Annotated in this window: 15 protein-coding genes and 1 tRNA gene; 8 read left to right on the top strand and 8 right to left on the bottom strand. The window is 43.0% G+C overall.

What is annotated here, in order from left to right; translation table 11 throughout:
- Nucleotides 1-16: 16 nt before the first annotated feature.
- Nucleotides 17-826: a helix-turn-helix transcriptional regulator gene (locus R7P69_RS03480; RefSeq protein WP_017635750.1), complete on the top strand. Its 810-nt coding sequence runs from the start codon at nucleotides 17-19 to the stop codon at nucleotides 824-826.
- Nucleotides 827-859: 33 nt separating this feature from the next.
- Here R7P69_RS03480 and R7P69_RS03475 read toward each other — a convergent pair whose 3' ends face one another.
- A complete protein-coding gene (locus R7P69_RS03475; RefSeq protein ID WP_054574371.1) occupies nucleotides 860-1,213 on the bottom strand; it encodes a DUF3024 domain-containing protein in 354 nt (117 codons plus the stop codon).
- Between the two features lie 266 nt (nucleotides 1,214-1,479).
- Here R7P69_RS03475 and R7P69_RS03470 point away from each other — a divergent pair, with 266 nt between their 5' ends.
- On the top strand, nucleotides 1,480-2,304 hold the full coding sequence (locus R7P69_RS03470) for a phosphate ABC transporter substrate-binding protein (protein WP_017635752.1): 825 nt from the start codon (nucleotides 1,480-1,482) through the stop codon (nucleotides 2,302-2,304).
- A 63-nt stretch (nucleotides 2,305-2,367) separates the two neighbouring features.
- On the opposite strand, the gene R7P69_RS03465 is transcribed toward R7P69_RS03470, so the two are convergent.
- Complete coding sequence (locus R7P69_RS03465) at nucleotides 2,368-3,048, bottom strand: MaoC family dehydratase (RefSeq protein ID WP_005375670.1); 681 nt, start codon at nucleotides 3,046-3,048, stop codon at nucleotides 2,368-2,370.
- Nucleotides 3,049-3,377: 329 nt separating this feature from the next.
- Between R7P69_RS03465 and R7P69_RS03460 the strand changes: the two genes are divergently transcribed.
- Nucleotides 3,378-3,468, top strand: a tRNA-Ser gene (locus R7P69_RS03460).
- 155 nt (nucleotides 3,469-3,623) lie between these two features.
- Here the strand turns inward: R7P69_RS03460 and R7P69_RS03455 are convergent.
- Nucleotides 3,624-5,174 carry a PAS domain-containing methyl-accepting chemotaxis protein gene (locus tag R7P69_RS03455; RefSeq protein WP_085569276.1) on the bottom strand — a complete coding sequence of 517 codons (1,551 nt, stop codon included), beginning with the start codon at nucleotides 5,172-5,174 and terminating at the stop codon, nucleotides 3,624-3,626.
- Nucleotides 5,175-5,459: 285 nt separating this feature from the next.
- On the opposite strand from R7P69_RS03455, the gene modF reads away from it, so the two are divergent.
- The gene (modF, locus tag R7P69_RS03450) at nucleotides 5,460-6,914 is read left to right on the top strand and encodes a molybdate ABC transporter ATP-binding protein ModF (protein WP_085569277.1); all 1,455 of its coding nucleotides are present in this window, start codon (nucleotides 5,460-5,462) and stop codon (nucleotides 6,912-6,914) included.
- Here the strand turns inward: modF and R7P69_RS03445 are convergent.
- A complete protein-coding gene (locus R7P69_RS03445) occupies nucleotides 6,902-8,374 on the bottom strand; it encodes an EAL domain-containing protein (protein ID WP_005375659.1) in 1,473 nt (490 codons plus the stop codon). The two genes, modF and R7P69_RS03445, sit on opposite strands and share 13 nt — an antisense overlap.
- Nucleotides 8,375-8,722: 348 nt before the next feature.
- Between R7P69_RS03445 and R7P69_RS03440 the strand changes: the two genes are divergently transcribed.
- The 3 genes from R7P69_RS03440 (at nucleotide 8,723) to R7P69_RS03430 (ending at nucleotide 13,636) form a co-directional block, all read left to right on the top strand.
- Complete coding sequence (locus R7P69_RS03440) at nucleotides 8,723-9,457, top strand: IclR family transcriptional regulator (protein ID WP_005386192.1); 735 nt, start codon at nucleotides 8,723-8,725, stop codon at nucleotides 9,455-9,457.
- Nucleotides 9,458-9,463: 6 nt separating this feature from the next.
- Nucleotides 9,464-10,303 (top strand): arginase, encoded by an 840-nt coding sequence (locus R7P69_RS03435; RefSeq protein ID WP_033907142.1) that lies wholly within the window; start codon nucleotides 9,464-9,466, stop codon nucleotides 10,301-10,303.
- A gap of 306 nt (nucleotides 10,304-10,609) precedes the next feature.
- Nucleotides 10,610-13,636, top strand: coding sequence for a DUF6701 domain-containing protein (locus R7P69_RS03430; protein ID WP_238952555.1), 3,027 nt, complete (start codon nucleotides 10,610-10,612; stop codon nucleotides 13,634-13,636).
- A 64-nt stretch (nucleotides 13,637-13,700) separates the two neighbouring features.
- Here R7P69_RS03430 and R7P69_RS03425 read toward each other — a convergent pair whose 3' ends face one another.
- From R7P69_RS03425 to pcp, 4 genes are all read right to left on the bottom strand, one after another.
- A complete protein-coding gene (locus R7P69_RS03425) occupies nucleotides 13,701-14,993 on the bottom strand; it encodes a DEAD/DEAH box helicase (RefSeq protein WP_025768979.1) in 1,293 nt (430 codons plus the stop codon).
- Nucleotides 14,994-15,163: 170 nt separating this feature from the next.
- Nucleotides 15,164-16,150 (bottom strand): CobW family GTP-binding protein, encoded by a 987-nt coding sequence (locus R7P69_RS03420; protein WP_054574376.1) that lies wholly within the window; start codon nucleotides 16,148-16,150, stop codon nucleotides 15,164-15,166.
- Nucleotides 16,151-16,213: 63 nt separating this feature from the next.
- Nucleotides 16,214-16,477, bottom strand: coding sequence for a hypothetical protein (locus R7P69_RS03415; protein WP_054574377.1), 264 nt, complete (start codon nucleotides 16,475-16,477; stop codon nucleotides 16,214-16,216).
- A 197-nt stretch (nucleotides 16,478-16,674) separates the two neighbouring features.
- Entirely contained in the window at nucleotides 16,675-17,313 is a 639-nt protein-coding gene (gene pcp / locus R7P69_RS03410; RefSeq protein ID WP_054574378.1) for a pyroglutamyl-peptidase I, read from the bottom strand.
- Nucleotides 17,314-17,601: 288 nt separating this feature from the next.
- Between pcp and R7P69_RS03405 the strand changes: the two genes are divergently transcribed.
- The gene (locus R7P69_RS03405) at nucleotides 17,602-17,850 is read left to right on the top strand and encodes a hypothetical protein (protein ID WP_005375646.1); all 249 of its coding nucleotides are present in this window, start codon (nucleotides 17,602-17,604) and stop codon (nucleotides 17,848-17,850) included.
- Nucleotides 17,851-18,105: the final 255 nt, after the last annotated feature.

Here is an 18,105-nt window from a genome sequence, read left to right as displayed (position 1 = left end):
AACGATAAGAAAGAGTATGCCGAACATTGAGATCATTCGCTTTAATCACTTCACTGCGCGCAAAAGTGAGCGTTACACTGCAACACATAATGGGTTATATATTGTTGAAGAAGGTGCCCTATTAGTTCATCAACCTAATGGCGAGCAATTTGAACTTAAAGCCGGAGATTTCACACTCTATAACTCCGCAGATCTGAGCAGTGCAGAAGCCGTCTCTAGTGACGGAGGCTTTAAAGCACTGGCTTTAGTCTTCAATCCAAATATATTCTGTGACTTTAAGAAAGCGCACCCGATGCTACGTTCCAAAACGGAAGAAAGGCGCTTCTATCCTTTTTCAACGCAATCCAGTAGCGAAGTAGCACAATTGAAGGACATGTTGGTTAAGTTAGCGAGTCGCAATGCTCCAGACTACACACAAAGCCATATCGCAATGGCATTGCTGTCGTTGATGGTTGAGGTAGAGCCAAACATCCTATCTATCATAGATGATGCAAGTAGCCTGAGCGACTCTCAAAAAGCCATTAAGTACATTGAGGGTAATATTGAAAAAGACATCACGCTAGAAGGCTTAGCGGCTCATATGAGCATGTCCATCGCAACCTTAAAACGTCGCCTCGCCGCAGATGATCTTTCGTTTTCTCAGATATTAAAGGTGAAACGGATAAACTTCGCAGCAACCCAACTGCGCAAGTCAGAAAAATCAATAACAGAAATAGCGTTTGAGTCTGGTTTTAAAAGTGCAGCGCATTTCAGTACAGCATTTAAATCCGTTTATAACATGACCCCCAAAGACTTTAGAAACCAAGTTGTTAGGCCTAAAGTATAAATCATGTCGGCATTCGCATCCGTTGGGCTCGCCCTATTCCCAAAAACACGCTTGAGGATCGCACTCCAACTCGTTGAGTAAGTCCTCAAGCATTCGGCTAAATGGAAGTGGCTTATAAGGCACCCACCTTAACAGCTCGTTGTGATATGTGGGAACATAGAAATACCAAAGTTGGTTTTCCTCATCAAACATGATCTTCGCGACGGGAGAAGTATACTCGCTATGCTGGGAGTCGAGGAGAAAATGCGCCCGATGAAGCTCAACGCCATTTTCTACTAGCTCATAGAGGCACTTGCCCTGTTCGACAGGCAAGTTAGCATTACGCGCAGAGCAGAGCGATTGAACTGATTTGTATAAACGACTTGTCGCCATTTGGGACACTGACATCAACGTTCTCCCGATGGATGATAGTTAGAGCTGTCGATCCTAGTATATAACCTTTACATCATCACCGATGGTAGTTATCTACCTAACTCAAGTATAAGATAGCTATATTATCATTTGCCCAGATTATCATCTCAATCCACTTGGAAACGCTAGCTCCATCACCTCTTGACTAGAAACAATTCCTTTGTTTAGCGCTAACAGTTCACAAAAGTGTAACCTGAACGCAATATCATAAACTCTGCTTTATCCCGTATATGGAGTTTAATATGTTACGTTTTACTGTGGCGACGTTATTGGCCATAGCAGTCTCCCTCCCTACCATTGCAAAAGAAATCAACATCTCAGGTTCAACGTCGGTTGCTCGTGTGATGGATGTACTTGCTGAGGAATACAACAAAACACACCCAGACGATTACGTTGCTGTTCAGGGCATTGGTTCGAGTGCTGGTATCACTATGGTCAATAAAGGAGTAGCCGAAATAGGCATGAGCTCTCGCTATCTGACTGAAAGCGAAAAAGGTGAAGATCTCAATGTATACCCTATCGCTTATGATGGCCTCGCTGTTGTTGTAAACCGTACCAACTCTGTAGAAAACCTTTCTCAGCAACAACTATTTGATATTTACAAAGGTAAAATTAAGAATTGGAAAGAGGTCGGGGGCGCAGATCAGCCTATCGCGGTGGTTACTAGAGAAGCGTCTTCAGGTTCACGTTACAGCTTCGAAAGCTTGCTGGGACTGACCAAAATCGTTAATGATCGCCTTGTCTCGGATATCAGCCCAAACAACTTGGTTGTAAACAGCAACAGCATGGTAAAAACCATTGTTAACCATAACACTCGCGCCATTGGTTTTATCTCTGTAGGGTCAGTAGATCGCTCGATCAAGGCGATTCAGTTAGATGGTATTGACCCAACCTCGACAAACATTAGCAATCATAAGTACAAGTTGGCGCGACCATTCCTAGTGCTATACAAAGTAGATAAGATTAGCGATGCAGGTAAAGGTTTTATCGCTTTCCTTCGTTCAGAGCAGGGACAAAAAGCGATTGCAGATTACGGTTATACGCCAGTAAAAAACTTTAATCAGTAAAAATGAAAAAGAGAGCACCCTGATGCTCTCTTTTACTATGTCGTGTTCTATCCGGTTTCGGAATTAGAAATGCAGTTGAATTACAGAGACCACAACCGCACCAGGTCGACGAATACCTTCAATTTCCACTTTAATTTCGCGCTCAATCTCCAAACCTTTTTTGATTGGCGTTACTTTTGTTAACGTGCTGACTGCACGAACATTATTGCCTGCTTTGACAGGGTAAGGGAAACGGACTTGGTTTAAACCCAAGTTAACTACCATTTTAGCTGTTGGGAACATTGGCTTGTCTGGATCGACTGAATCCGTCAGTTTAGGCAGCAATGCTAATGTTAAAAAGCCATGAGCGATAGTTGTCTTAAATGGAGATTCAGTTGAAGCACGCTCTGGATCAGTATGAATCCATTGCATGTCTTCCGTTACCGCACCAAATTGGTTAATACGTTCTTGAGACACATGAACCCAATCACCAGTGTGAATAACTTCGCCAATTTTTTCACTTAACTCGTCATAAAGCTTTTGAGCCTCAGGTGCCATTACGATCGGTGCAGGTTGAGGTGCAACTTCTTCGTTGACGGCTGGCTGCTGGTGATCACGAACTTTTGAGAAAAGAAAGCTATTTTGAGCTTTCCCCAAAAAGTCACTCCAATAATCGCGTAACGTTGGAGACATCCAATTCATAAACTCGGATTGATGAGCAGAAATCGCATCAACTTTGTCTTTAAATAGATTTGTGACCTTCATAAACACCCTTAAGAATTCTAAGCACAACTGGCTATACCAGTTAATTTTGAATTAGTTCACAAAGTCTTGCAAATACTTTCGGGCGAACACATGTACCCTAAAAGCATGTTATGTCTTATATATCAGCAAGATAACAATAAAACACCATTTTATTGACGTGCGCCGATATAAAGTAAAAACTCTATAAATTGGTACTTTTTGTCCCTTTTTCACTCCGTTTTCAAACTGTCCAACATCACATCAGTGATCATAAAACAAGCAAACAGTACTTCTATTATAATTCAGCACTTTACAAGTCGGACTATGCTCCTTATTATACCGCCCACAACGGAGAGATGGCTGAGTGGTTGAAAGCACCGGTCTTGAAAACCGGCATACGTTAATAGCGTATCTAGGGTTCAAATCCCTATCTCTCCGCCACTTATTTAGAAAGCTCGCATTTATTGCGAGCTTTCGCCGTTTTAGCTCTTAAAAAACGAGATTTAGAAATCCTCGCTCGTAAACGAATCCAGCACTTCACTATATTCCAGTTAAAAGCCCGCTAATGTTTAGCGGGCTTTTAGATTTTCTAAAGTTTAAGCAAACTTTTTAATCATTTCAGACAGGTCATTGGTACAATTTTGCACTTTGGTGTTCATATGGTTCGTTTCAGTCATCAGTTCATACGATTCACTGTACTTTAAATTAAGCGACTGGATGTTTTCATTTATTTCATCCGTTACATAAACCTGCTCTTCTATCGCGACCGCAATTTGTTGGTTTCGTTCGACGACGTCTTGAACAAGGGATTCCAATTGTTGAATGCTATCCAAAGCAGTACCTAGCAATGTTACCGTTCCGGTCGACATTTCATTACCTTTCTCTAACGCAGAAACCGCTGATTTGCTCCCATTTTGAATCCCTTCAATGGCCGATTTAATCTCTGTTGTCGATTCCTGAGTTCTTTTAGCTAAGGTTCTCACTTCATCTGCTACAACGGCAAACCCTCTGCCTTGTTCGCCTGCCCTCGCGGCTTCAATTGCAGCGTTCAACGCTAATAAATTAGTTTGTTCGGCAATACCATTGATGACTTCAACAACGGTTCCAATTTGCTCGGTTTGTTGGTTCAAACGTATGACCACTTTAGATATTTCGCCGAGCTCACCCACCAGCTCTAGTACCGATTGGTTAACATTATCGATAACGCTACGGCTGTCTATCATCGTATTTTGCGCTTCTAACGTAGCCTCGGCGGTCGCTTGAGCATTATTTGATATCTCAGATGAAGAGGCTTGCATCTCGTTGACCGCTGTTGCGACCGAATCAATCTCCACTTTCTGTGCGCTTAAGTTCTCCGTCACTTGCTGGCTATTTGTCGCAGCACTGTTAGCACTTGCGCGCGTTTCTTCGCAAGAGTCTTTTACAGACACGCCAACGCGCCCCAATAGCGCATTGGCAAATTGCTTACGCATCTTCATACCCAGCTCAATCTCAGCCAGATCGTTGATTGTTCCGCAATAAATATATTCCATGAGTGGATTATTGAAGTCTTGCCTAGCCTGTTTAGCGAGCTTCTCAACTGGTCTGGTTAATACATAAATAGAGAAAACGGAAAGTAACGCAACAACGCCAAACGCTATCACTGGTGATTGATTCATTTGTAGAATGAGTAAGCCAAGAAGGTTTGAAATTAAAAGGAAGAAGGCCGATCTCATCCACAAACGTGTACGAGGAAGATACATTTTCCACGGCTTACGATTATTTCGAAGCTTCGAATACGCTTTTTCCGCTCGCTGGATGTGTATACGCTCAGGTTTAAATCTCACTGATTGGTATTCCACAACTTCACCATTAGATTTTATAGGAGAAGCAAACGCGTCAACCCAATAATAGCCGCCGTTTTTACGTCGATTTTTGACCATTCCCATCCAGTGTTTGCCAGTTTTCAGGTGAGTCCATAAATCTTTAAAAGCCTGTTTTGGCATATCAGGATGACGCACAACATTGTGGGGTTTACCGATAAGCTCCCCTTCATCAAACCCCGCTACTTCATTAAAGTTTTCACTGGCATATTTGATGTAACTGGAGGTATCGGTAATGGAAACTAGGCTGTAACTCGAAGGGTAATCGTATTCCGTTTCACTCATAAACATGTGTCCTTACATTGATTAATTAACAAACGGCAAATATGAATTTATCAGCATAACATATACATGCATAATGATAGGTTGATTCAAAAATAAAACAAAATTATTGACAAGTTTACTTGTTACTTAATGACTCTAGTCGCATTTTTATCCTCTAATACAAGGCTTCGTTAATATGCACAAGACTGAGCACTGTTCAAAATTAATACACAAAAGCGCTTCCGTACTGAGTTCGTAAATTGTTATAAGTAATCCACTAAAACGAAAACAGGGAAGACAAACACAATGACTATTCACTTTCGTCAGCTTGCAGCTAAGAGAAACACGACACACTTGTTTATTGACGATTGGAAAATTAACACTCAGCAGTCTTGGGGGATATTCAGCGCGGATGGAGATATTGGCTCTCTGCTTGGAGACCTTATTTGTGATGAAATGTCACCAAATAGTGGGGAAATTGAGCTAAATGGGCTGTCCGTTGCGCAAGTGTCGTTATCAGAGCAACAGCGATTACTGGAAAGAGAATTAGAAAAGGATGATACGGATTTTCTTGATCGTATCGACCAAGGGAGCACTGTTTATTCATTAATCCTAGAGCAGAGCCAAGACACCAACTTAACTGAACAGCTAATTAATGATCTCGACCTAAGTCATCTTAAAGATAGTGGCTTCCGCGTTCTCTCTACCGGAGAAACCAGAAGAGTAATGCTCGCCCGAGCTTTAGCCACACAACCTGACTTAGTATTACTCGATAATCCATTTACTGGCTTAGATATTGCGCACCGAGCTGCTCTCGCTCGCTATTTACACTCGCTTTCTCAAAATGTGCAACTACTCGTAACCTTCTCTCGCGAATCTGACATGCCTGAGTGGATCAATAGCATCGCGCTTTTCAGTGCAGGAAAGCTTGATAGTACAATGGATAAGTCCAGGTGGGATAATCATCCAATCATTGGACAAATAAAATCTCAGTCAGAGCAACAGAGTGAAGAAATGATGAGCTTGATACGTCAGCATCAGCACTCGACGCCATTCAACAACCCAATATTTGAACTAAAGAATGGGACTGTTGAATACACCGATAAGAAGATTTTTACTGACTTGAACTGGCGCATAGACAAGGGCCAACATTGGCAGGTCAAAGGCCCAAATGGTTGTGGAAAGAGTACCTTACTTGGATTGATCTTTGGCGATCATCCGCAATGCTACAGCAATGACATTGATATTTTTGGTAAAAAGCGTGGTACTGGCGAGACAATCTGGGAAATTAAGCAGCATATCGGTATGGTGTCTTCAGCGCTACACCTCCAATATCGAGTCAATTGCAGCGCATTAGAAGTCATTTTGTCAGGATTTTACGATTCGATTGGGTTGTATAACCAGCCAACTCGCAAAGAGATGAATATTGCAAACGAGTGGCTCGATATCTTACATATGAGCCAGTACAAAAAAACCTCATTCAAGCAATTAGAGTACGGTCAGCAGCGACTATTACTGATTGCAAGAGCCATCGTGAAACAACCCACATTATTGATTTTGGACGAGCCGTATCAAGGGTTAGATTTTTTGGGTAGACGGTTAGTTAAGAACACACTTGAGCTCATCGCTAGAGAGAATTTAAGCCAACTATTGTATGTGTCTCACTACCAAGAAGACCGCTTAGATAGCATCAAAAATGAGTTAGAGTTTGTGTTTGATGAAAATGCTCAGTGTTATAGAGCTAACGTCTACCAATCATAATGACTTCGCTGCGCAAGCTGCTCATAAGGTAATGGTTTGGAGTACAGGTATCCCTGATGATATCTCACTCCCATCTTCTTTAAGTGTTCAGCTTGCGCTATGGTTTCCACGCCTTCAGCGATCAATTGTACTTGTAATTCTTCCGCGAAGTGAACCATCGCTTTTAAGACAGAAGCACTAAGGCTAGGAATACCAATGGTTTCGACAAAGCACTTATCGATTTTTAAGTAATCTATGCGCATGTGCTGTAGAAATGCTAACGAGGTTTGGCCAGTTCCAAAATCATCGATCAGCACATCAATACCATGCACTCGCAGCGCTGCAATGCATTTTCTCGCCTCTGAATCAATGAGCTGACGCTCCGTTATCTCTACCCCTAATGAGACTTTGTTTCGGCTCAACTGTCTGTCGAGCAATTGAATTTTTCTGATCGCGTTTGGTCCGACTAAATAACCAGGCGGCACGTTAATACCAAGGTGGACAGGCTGATCAAAGCCTAATTTACTGAAGTCCTCTGCCGCTTTATCCAGAACGAAATCAGTAAGTAAAAAAACCAATCCACTTTGCTCTGCCGCAGGGACAAACTCATCCGGAGAAATGAACCCCTTACTTTGATGCTCCCATCGCACAAGCGCTTCAAACCCGAATAACTGGCCGGTATCAACGTTAACTTGCGGTTGGTAATACAGGGTCAACTCTCCTCTTTTTATCGCTCTTTTAAGATCCAGTATCAAATTGCGATGGGGATCAATAAACTTATTCAACGCATACAAGCAAAGGTAGATAACGAAAATAATTGGAATTGAGTACAAAAAATAGGAAAGTGTTCTCTGTTTGACGAAAAGATCGCTGGCTTCGCTCAAAGCTTCATACTCAAACATTTGCGACGATTTGATACCGATAGGATTACTTCCCGCTCTTAATGCTCCTTCAGGTGAAACTTGATCATGGATAAACAGCGCAGAGCGTTTTAGGCGTAAATCGTTGTTAAACCCTATTGTCGCATTAAAGTAGTCATGATCGATAATCGTTACGGCTTGATAACCCCGCTCTCCCTCCGTTACCACAAGCAAGAACTGATCGTACAAGCTATCAACACTACCAAACGCTAGCGTTTGTCCCTTAGGAAAGGTGATGTGCTCAGCTAACGGTTTAGAGATACTTCCCAATTTCGAAGAACAAGTAATGACTCCCTCTTTCACAATGAGCATTTCTTCAATATCTCGTTCAAACATTAAGCTTTGCTGGAGCTCTTCACATCGTTCAGGGTGTAGCAACGCCGTGCGGTTTTCTGTCTCTATTTGGAATAAAATTTCATCTGCAATTTGCACATTTTTTTCTAATAAATGATTGAGATTGTTTTGCACGCTTTCACGAGCTAAATACAAAACCTCTCCAATAACCAAGGGAATAGGCAGAAGAAAAATGATGGCTTTTTTAAAAATCGCCTTATTCAGCATATAAAAGTAACCTTTTATAAAACCGATTTACTGAGATGGTACCTCGATTCCGATACCCGCTAGCAACTCACGTTTTTTAACATTATTTGTTTGGATTAACTCAGTATGCGAAACGCTGAGTAATACCGCAAACTAAACAATGTCTTATTCACTCCTGTTCCAATTTAGTATCAAGCGCCTCAAACCTGAGACTTTAATTCGACACCATGTTATGTCTATCGGTACTTGCGAAAGTCTTTACCTGTCTGTTTCTCATCATGTAAGAATTACCCATTAAAATTATTTTTCTTTTCTCAGTGATTAAGAATTATATTTGTCGTAACTCCTACAACACGTTACAACACTCTCATGACGACAAACAAAGCTAATGCTAACCAGGTAAACGAAAAATCACTGCAGTTGTTAATGCAAGTTGCAGTTAGTCCGTTCCCAGTTTCTGCGAAAACGCTAAGCGAGCAATTGAACGTTCCTTTAAGCAGCCTTTACCGACACTTAAAACTGCTTAAAGAGTGGAACTTGATCGAAGAAAGCGTTCACGACAAGACATTTGTAGTTGGTCCGGCGGCATTATTACTCATGCACAGCTATGAGACCGCGCAACATGGGCTCGACATGGTCGAAACCATACTGGCTAGGTTGGTACAACAAACCGGGGAAATGGCCGCTTATATGGTACCAGCGGGTTATCGTGCGCTTTGTGTCAGACAGAAAGAAAGTATGCAGGCGCTGCGTTGCAGCTTCGTCCAGGGTCAAAGTCAACCTCTGCTGCGCGGTGCCTCATCTAAAGTGATGCTTGCTTTTATGCCTCAAAGTCGATGCGAGAAAATCTTGAGATATTTTAATCAAGATCACCGACGTGACGAGTGGGAAAAAGAGCTCACAACCATCCGTAAACACGGATATGCCGTCAGTACTTCTGAGATTGACCCTGGTGTTTCAGGTATTAGCGCACCGGTAATGAAAGGAAGCAAACTGATTGGCGCAGTCTCGGTGATGGCTCCGGCCCACCGAGTCGAAAAGGATAAGCAGCGCATTATTTTACATGTACTGCAAGCGGCAAGGGCACTACCACCAGAAAGGTAATTCATCATGTTAAGCTTTTTCAAACGCTATAAACTCCACCACACCGTGAAACAGCCGCAGCATTACCCTTTTTCTTTTATGACAGTGTGTGAGTATTTGCCACCCATGTCTAAGGGCGCGTTTGAATTAGCTGATCAAAGTTTGGAAAATGCTAGCGATTGGCTATACCAACAGCATGATCATGAAACCGCTGAAAACTTTGGTCACTTCAACCACGACAAGCTGGAGAATGGCGAGTTTCAAGAAGCGTTAAGCCTTTCGCTTTCTCGCCACTCAATTCCTGTTTTAGTCACTAACTGTACCGAGGCAATCTTGTCCATGTTACCTGTGGTCGTATCCTATCGAGACGAAGTGGGTGTCGTAAATATCGGGCATAACATGAACTTGAAGCCGACACTTGAGCCACGCTTAGGCTCTGCATTCCATTTTGCTCTTTCTCGCTATCAAAACGTACGATTGTTTTTTGCTGGCGTCAGTGAGCAAGAGACGAAGCAGGAAACGTGGGAATACGCGGAAGATCAAGGTTGTGATTGGGTGACCGAGAAAGAGTTTTCTTTTCGTCATCGCAATAACGTTAAGCAACAGATCGGCAATTACCTAGACCACTGCGACCAAATAATCATCAGCATCGACCTTGGATCTCTAAAAACCAAAAACAGCCTTGATGGCGCGTCAGAAATTGATATCCAAATGGTTCTACGCACGATTAGGCAATGTCTGGTTGCAGGTAAAGTGAGAGCAATTCAGCTCGTTGGCGATCGAGATTGCCTGGTCTATTCGAGACAAACGAAAGCCATACTAGAAGAGTTATATCAGATGGCTCCACTCATCGTTCACGCTGCCTAGCGTTATAAACATTCAGAATCAGGATCGCTTCCTTCCTGATTCTGAATCAACATGCTTACTTATTATCCTTAACTAACAAATGGTTACACATATAAATCGACACACATCACACTTGCCTCTTGAACTAACCTGGCACTTACGTTGTAATAAGGCCGCTAAACTTTGGTATGACATACGAAATAAAAAATAACCAAAGTTCAATAACTAAGCGGCTTCAAAACAAAAAGTACCGCAGCTATTCCAATTTCAGTGAGCATTTGCTCACGCTCGCTTGATGCCATCTTGTTCCACTCATTAGGACATTTGATGATGCGTCTTTGCAGTATTTTCGCTGCGGTTCTTGTTTTACCGCTAGCCTCACACGCCAACACCTATGACGTAAAAGATCTATCTGAGTTAGGTCAACTTTGCTCACACAAGAGTTTTAGTATCGAAAGCGATGGCACGACTTATCGCTGTACAGGGAAACTAGTCCTACCCGCTGGTGATAAAATTGTCTCCTCATTACCGGAAAAAGAGATAACATTAAAAGCAGATTATGGCATTGTGTTAGAGGGGAATAATACAATTGGTGAACCCAATAAACGTATCTCTCTACACGCCCTCGCTACCGGATTAACGGTTAACAATGAGAAAGCATCAAACCTCGACGATTACCAAAACAAACACACTGTCATTTATGGTGATCTTCTATCGGCATACCCAACAAAGCTTCATAACATTCTCATAGACGGGAATATTAAGCTAACAGGTTCGACACTTAACATTGATGGAACGTACAACACCATTATTGGTGATATTTCGACACACAGCACGACCAATATACTTAATACAAACATCTGTGGTAAGGTCGAATCACAAGGCGAAACACTACACCTAAAAACAAACCATCCTTTACAAGACCATTTTGTCGTCGGTAATGTTTCTGCGCACAACTCTCTGATTATAAAAGATATGTCGATCTATGGTACAGCTGAATCTGTAGGATCGTCAGCTACATTAAGTGGCTCATTCTATAGTTCCATCGCAGCAATTAAATACTTCCAAACATTGAACTTCAACAACGCTCCAAATCAGCCTAGTCAAGTTTGTGGTGAAATCCAACAAACGCCAGGAAGTGCACAAACGAAAGCACAAGACAACAAATACACGCAATACTGTGGATTGGGCGAGGCTGATTGTCACTACTCTTCCCAAGTCTGTCCAATCACCCCTCAAGATGTTCCGAATTGCAGCATGCAGCCACCATCAGAGAACGACTTCGACCTAAGCGTCACACCATCGGACGACATGGCACTGATGTGCGGCGACGATCTTCCGCAATTTACAGCAATGACAACCAATAATGGAGAAGTTGTAAGCGCAGAAGTCAGTGCAGCCCTATCACACCCTGACTTGTTCACTTTAGAGGTGATCAAAGGTCAGCAGACATTAAAAGCAAACCAATTTATGTCTGACGACAATGGTGAGCTCGTTGTTCGAGTGGTCCCGAACGATATTGATACCATCGCGTTAGGTACTAACTACACGCTGACTTTCACTATGGCAGAAGACACCAGCAAGCATCAAACTGTTCGCTTTATGTTTACGCCATTTATGTTTGAGGCCTACTCAAAGACGAAAAGCGCAACTTTAAATGAAATACGCGTTATTGCAGGTAAACCAGAAAACGTGCATACGCGATTGCTTGCTTGTGCCTCCACCGGCGAACCTGTAGTGGCAAGCAACTACAATGGTACGCCTAAGGTTTTTCATCCATTGGTTCAACCATTAGGAGGAAGTGAACGAAACTTTAGCTATTCAGCGGAATTTAAAGACGGCTTGTCTGAACATGGTCTTATCACGAACGAGTCCGGCATATTTGAAGTGACATTGTCCGATCATTTTGAATGTGAGGGATTTGAAGAGTGTCCAGAAGAAGGCAAAGTGGAAGTGAAAGGGACATTTAATGTGCACTCGCGACCATGGACACTCGCTATTTGTGACAACCAACGTGCTTTGCCTTCTGGCACCTCTGAACAAGGAGAAGGGTTTCTTGCTGCCGGAGAACTTTTCTCTCTAACGGTGAAACCAATCATTTGGCAACCTGACGGCTCTGTAAGTGGATCTGTTGAATCAGCACGCTATTGTGATGCTTCTATCACCCGTAATTTTACGCTTGATGACGCTCCAGCAGCATCGGTTGTCTTGTCGAGTGAGCAACATACGCCATCAGAGACAGCGAACCAAACCTCAAAATTGCTAAAAAGTAGTGACTCACTGGCTCAGGCGCATAATTCAGCCAAGAATGATCAATTCGTCTTTAATGGATTATATTGGGAAGAAGTCGGGAGCTTGAGAGTAAAAGCAAACCTAGAAAGTAAATATCTAGGTATGACTGTGAACGAAGGCTATCGTTACGTTGGTCGTTTTTACCCAAAATATTTTCAAGTGCAAGACCAAGAATGGCACTACCCACATGGCCAAACTTTTGCCTACATGAATCAACCTTTTGAGAAAGTCACTTACGATGTTGTCGCACTCAATGCGAATAAGGAAAACGTGAAGAATTACGTCCACTTTTCGTCTAACCTTCAACAACATTTCGATTTAGGCGAGCTAAGCTCATACTCCGATCGGTTTTTGCCGCCTAAGCCTAAGAAGGTAGACTGGAAACTACTGGGTAGCGCGAGTGTTGGAACGTTTGTTATAGAGAAGCCCTCGACCAATGCGACTTGTAACAATAGCCCATGCTGGAAAAAGAACACGACAGATAAGCAATATCCTGATGGCCCATTTAATAAAGGGACTAACAGTGACAGCAGCAAAATAGGTATAGTCACGACTAAAGCCGTTGATGAGGTTAATTTCTTTGATAACAGCGAAATGCTCACTCAACAACCGGACATTCGATTCGGTCGTTTGAACTTTCAAGATGTAGATGGCAACCAAGGCATGGTGTTCAAAGTGCCACTTGCTGTAGAAACTTGGCAAAACGGTCGATTTACGACTAACTTCGATGACAGTTCAACGACGGCGAATGGTGAATATTACTTCAGCACGCCAATTTGGTCGAATGCGCCTGCAAACAACGCCATGCTTTCTGGAGTTGGGACAATGCATGTTGGCAGGATGACCGATATCGTTGCAAGCCAAATTGACTCAGCACGCGAGCAAATACAATTCCACCTGGATTTAGACGGCTCAGGTAATCGCATCCCTTGGCTGAAATACGATTGGGATAACACGACAAGTGAAGAGGAAAATCCACCTGTTACAGTTACGTTTGGTATTCACCGAGGAAACGATCGCATTATTTATCGTGGTGAGCCAAATATGCTTGGCCTAAATTAACGCGAAACGACAAAACAAAAAAAGCCCCTCAATTGAGGGGCTCTTTTCACACAGACTGTGTAATTTACTTTGCGCCACGACGCGCTTTCAGGCGCTTCACCATAGCAAGACGACGCTCTGCCGACCCTTGGTCTGTTGCCGACTGGTTCGGGTTATTACGACGACCTTGACGATTCTTAAACGCTGGTTTTGAGTGCAGCTTTTCAATGTAAGATTCACGCTGTTTTGGTTCATAGCCTGCAAGCTCAATACGGCGAATGCGTTGCTGGATTAGATTTTCAACCTGAACAACCGTGAGCTCTTCATCTCGATTTACAAATGAAACGGCATGACCTTGTTTACCTGCACGGCCTGTACGACCAATTCGGTGAACGTAATCTTCCGCTAGGAAAGGCATGTCATAGTTCACAACGTGAGGTAAATCTTCAATATCTAGACCTCGAGCAGCGACATCGGTAGCCACCATGACACGTGCTTTACCGGACTTGAACTCTTCTAACGCACGACGACGAGCACTTTGAGCACGGTCACCATGACAAACCACCGCTTTGATACCATCAAGTTTCAACTCTTTTACAACGTCGTTTGCGGTCTCTTTGTAGTTCACAAATACCAACACTTGTTTCCAGTTCTTACGACCAATCAGCTCCGAAAGCAGTTCCGTTTTTCGCTCTTGATCAACTGGATATAACACGTGAGCAACTGTCTGTGCTGTCGTATTCGCTCGCTCAACTTCAATACGCTTAGGCTTACGCAGGATATCTTTTGCTAACAGATTTAGTTGGCTCGAAGTCGTTGCAGAAAACATCATAATTTGCGGATCAGTATCCACATCTAGCATGATCTTACGTACTGCGTGAATAAAGCCCATGTCCAAGATACGGTCTGCTTCATCAAACACTAAAAACTCTAAGTGTGCGACCGAGACATTACCTTGTTCAATGTGCTCTTCCAATCGACCGGGTGTAGCCACTAGGATATCTACACCGTTTTCTAATGCCGTTACTTGAGAAGACATTTTACGGCCACCGAAAATCGCAGCCACCGACAGGTTCGTGTACTTCGTGTAAGCTTTGATGTTGTCAGCAATTTGTTCAGCAAGCTCGCGAGTTGGAGCCAAGATAAGTGCGCGAGCAGTCTTACGAGAAGCGCTACGGTTACTGTCTAGCAACTGCTGAATCATAGGCAGAGAAAACGCAGCCGTTTTACCAGTACCTGTTTGTGCTGTAGCGAAAATATCATGGCCTTTGCGAGCCATTGGAATCGCCTTCTGTTGAATTGGCGTTAACTTTTCATAACCGCATTCTGCCAGTGCTTTAACCACTTCTGGCGCAAAACCTTGAGATGAAAATGACATTGAGCGTATTCCTTAAACAAACCACTAAAAATAGCTTTAAAAATTTAGCCGTGCACTATACCCGAATTTGAGTGATTTATCTCACTTTTCTCATTGAAATCCTACAAAAGAAAAAACGGTGAGCACAGATATATTAGTGGTTCACCGTTTTCGTTTAACCTTTGCGCGATTTAATGTTTGATGCCAGATAACTGAAGGAGAATTCGCTCAAGCTCATCCCATGGCAACAGCTGAGAATCTATCACTTCTAATCGTGATTCAAAGCCTTCTAAGCTGATTTCATTCACCGACACGACTCGGTTGGCAACATTAAACGCGTAACAACCTTGATCCGTATTGACCACCGCTTTAACACGTTCAGCCGTTAAGTCCGAAAGCATAGAGAAAAGCTTTTCAAAATCAAACTTATACTCTGCCCCAAACAACCACCCACAACTAAAATAACCCTGCCCTTTGTTCTCTTTGCGCACAAAGGCTTCACCAGGCGCCAACTGGAATTGAGGCTCTTGATGAGCGTGGTCATGATGATGTGACTCGATATGGGAAGAAGCGCTGCCGTAAACACGCTCGATATCCAAGACTTCTATCGGTAACTCACCGTCATGAATAAGCTTACTGAATACTTTTGAAGGGGATTGGTCCGTCACCCAGTCATTAAACACATCAATGTCGTGGCTGGAACATAGGTCAACCTTATTACCAATAACCACATCTGCACTGTCTAACTGGTCCACGAAATTTTGGTTAGAAAGATATTTTTCATCACTTAAGTTACGCGGATCAACCAAGGCAATCGTCGCTTTAAGATCAACGTAAGGTTCATACTGCTGTGAGGTAAGCGTCGCGATAACCTGTTTGGGATGACCAAGGCCTGTCGGCTCAATCAATAAACGGTCCGGTTTTTGACGCAATAATGCGGTGATACCTACCGACATCGGCACACCCGCAGTGCAGCACATACAACCACCCGGCACTTCTTTAATCAGCGCTCCTTGGTCGGTCATCAATGCACCGTCGATGCCAATCTCACCAAATTCATTGACCAAAACCGCCCAGTTTTCTTTTTCCGGTTTGTTCTTCAGTAGATTTAAAATCGTGGTCGTTTTACCGACACCCAAAAATCCGGTCAGTATGTTGGTTGGTACTCGATTTGACATGCTTATCTCCGACATGTTAGTGCATTAATGCTCCAGCAAAGTATACGGAGAATGTGACTCGCTTCAACGCTTTTTATCGCACTCATCAAGCTCATTGCGTGATGCGTTGGCACACATTTTTCGAGCTTGTTTGGGTTGACTTATCAACTCTGAACGCTTCATATCAGACAGGTATCTACTGGTATAAATAACGCAAGTAAAAAACGCGATAATAGCGACTACGATGGGAAGAACTCCGAGCGTGTTTTCGAATTTAAGCGCAGCAATAGCCAACGCGAAAACAACGACAGAGATAAGTGCGATTGACTTACTTTTGTTGCTTTTCATAATAACTCGCCTTTCGTAAAGTTAGCCCCTAACACCTCCTGTACTAGAGGAATGCCAGTTTGAACAACATCCAACCTGACTATTCAATGCTACTCCTTTCGCTACTTGTGAAATTTGACAAAGCTAACATTTACTACAACATCAAACGACGAGCTTATTTTTATCTTTCAGACACTTACTGGATTTTAAAACACTTACTAGCAAATCGTTCCACCGCTTACCAGGATATCGCTATCATGGGCAATACAAACTTGCGCCACCAGCCTTAGCCCTTCGACTATCATGTCCAAAGACATAGAAGGCTGACTGCCATCTGCTGCTTGTTCTGGCAATAATGGAATATGAACAAACCCGTGACGAATCGGATTGTCTTTCAAGTAATGTTGGATCCCATAAAAGAGATGGTTACATACAAATGTTCCAGCACTGTTGGAAATCTGGCTAGGTATACCCTGCGTTTGCAACGTTTGCACAACACGCTTTATCGGTAGTGTCGAGAAGTAAGCATCAGGACCATCAGCCACCACGGGTTCATCAATCGGCTGATGACCAGCGTTATCTGGAATACGAAAATCATCGACATTAATTGCGACACGCTCTGGGGTTATCGCGCTACGCCCGGCCGCTTGACCTACAGTAATTACACAGTCTGGCTGGTGCGCTTCTATTGCTTCAATAACGACTTTCACCGAGTCATATCGAACTACGGGGACTGGGCAAGTAACTATCACACCGCCTTTTATGGCCGCAGCCTCTAATTGCTTGACCGCTTCTAAGGCGGGGTTAATGGCGTCACCACCAAAAGGTTCAAAACCGGTAATCAGGACTTTCTTCATAACAGCCTTTAGGAAAAGAGTTTTACAAATTATTGCACTCCCCTTCCCCCCATCCAATAGCAAAAGTATTGATGAGATAAACCAGACAACATTATGTGACTCATGTCTAACCAGAGAGTGTTTTCAGACTTATTAAATCTAGGCAAGTTCCGGACTATCGAGACTAACTATCGATGATTAATGGCAGGGCGAAGCTCTCTTATTACATGACTCACGCAGAAACTTGGTTTCCACGCTTAACTTAGGTAGAGTACGCGACCGCAATGCAATTCGAAGAGATTGAATACAATGAATATTGATAACCATGTAATCGAAACGATTGAAGAGTTAGAGGCATTTCTGCATTTAGTAGAAAGCGGCGCTCTGGGCCTTGAAGGTGTCACTGGCGTTGCGCTAGCCACCTCTAATACCGATGGTCGTCCATTTGTTGCCGTATTAGGAGAAAAGCACCAATTACTCCTCGGTCGCTGGGTTTCGCAGCACGTATATGACAATGGTAAAGACATCGTTCGTAACGGCCCAACCAGAAAACACTAAGCGCTCGACACCACCTATAACATCACGCCGTCTTATACACCAAGCGTATGCTTTGAAAGCAATGCGCTTGGTGTACTCAAAAAATAAAAAAGAAAAGGCTAGCCTTTATTAATTTTGTCGGTATACTGCACATCAGCTCTTACGGAAAGAGCTATTAATGTAATTAAAGATCAAAGTTTCTCTCAGTTCCACATCGAATTCCTCGTTTACGTTCCTGCGACAAAATAGTTATCTCTAAAATCATATAGTAGCACT

The sequence above is a fragment of the Vibrio sp. 661 genome, from assembly GCF_033339315.1.
GTDB lineage: Bacteria > Pseudomonadota > Gammaproteobacteria > Enterobacterales > Vibrionaceae > Vibrio > Vibrio alginolyticus.
This window is presented reverse-complemented; position numbering and strand designations above follow the sequence as displayed.